Annotated in this window: 1 pseudogene; it reads right to left on the bottom strand. The window is 37.5% G+C overall.

From position 1 onward, the window contains the following. Window positions 1–498 precede the first annotated feature (498 nt). A pseudogene (locus PPOP_RS20550) lies at window positions 499–828 on the bottom strand (tyrosine-type recombinase/integrase); the annotation flags it as partial. Between the last annotated feature and the right edge of the window lie 475 nt (window positions 829–1,303).

The raw sequence follows: 1,303 nt of genomic DNA, 5'->3' as shown, positions 1-1,303 counted from the left end.
GGGTGTTTTTTTGTGCCATTTTACAGAACCCTTCTATTTCAGGGTAAAGAACTACATCCTGCTACTTCGTGCAAGGTGTCATTTTCGTACAAAATAGATGGTGTAAACTCCAAAACCTACTAAAATGGAAGTAAATGTACAAGAGCCTTCATAGAACACGAACGTTATCTTGATTCCGGCCGGAAATTTGTTCGGATTCATATACACAAAATCCGTATTTTGTACATATGTCTATATCTAAGGAAAAACCTTATTTACTGTCCGATTATTGTGTTAATTGACACAAAGTTGCCCTCTCTAAGTTTATTGACACAAAGTTACCCTTTTTATTTAGTTCAAATTACACTAATGAGGGTAACTTTGTGTCATTTTGTAAGAGATCTTTCAATCTCATCAAAGATAAGACTCTCCTCCAAGCATGAGGGTTACTTTGTGTCACTACTACTCCATTAAGGGCAACTTCCTCCAAGCAAAAGGGTTACTTTGTGTCATTATTAATTAATTGTCCATTCTGTTTATTGCTTCTTTCATTTCATCGTTTGTCAAATGAGTATAAATCATTGTTGTTTGAATTGAAGAATGGCCCAATTGATTTCTTAATTTGGGAACATCATTGTTCTCTTTATGATATCGAGTTGCAAAAGAATGTCTTAACGTATGCACTGATAAAGATGATTTTCCATATGATTTAGCATATTTCTCAACGATTTTTTCTATTGATCTTTGAGTAAATCTGCGGCTTTTGCCCTTCCGTCCTACATCAGCAGGTAAAAATAAAAATGGCTCAGATTTTCCTGGTTTGTACCTTGCTTCTCTAATTTTTATATACTCCCACTATAAATTAATTTTTTCTCCCGTTTTCTCACTCATTCTTAGAATTTCAAACAACTCTCTGAAAGACAATTGGAGAACTCATGTAGCAATGACATATTTTCCTGGATGAGGCGGTGGCAGGAATAGAGATCGGCATCATTTGCAAATCTATGGGTGCATTCTATGACCGCACACTATGGATATCCACACCATTCTCCTGACGACTTACCCTCCCATGTCACGCTGGGTCTTAGCCCTTACATTCCTTCGTTCTGTCTCTCAAGAGGTGGATGCCGTTTCTCGCTCCTTTACGGGGTCATTGCCCTTATGAAAATTCATCTACGGCTACTCCGTGCTTCTATTGTTGTTCGTGTTTTCTCTTTCTTAAGTGAGTTACCAGGATTCGTCTGAATTTAAGCTGCCAGTTGTAGCTGGGACTGACGATGCGGTCCCAATACATCTATTGGATTATAGATCTTTCTTTTTGTTC

Source organism: Paenibacillus popilliae ATCC 14706 (assembly GCF_000315235.1).
Lineage (GTDB): Bacteria > Bacillota > Bacilli > Paenibacillales > Paenibacillaceae > Paenibacillus_B > Paenibacillus_B popilliae.
This window is presented reverse-complemented; position numbering and strand designations above follow the sequence as displayed.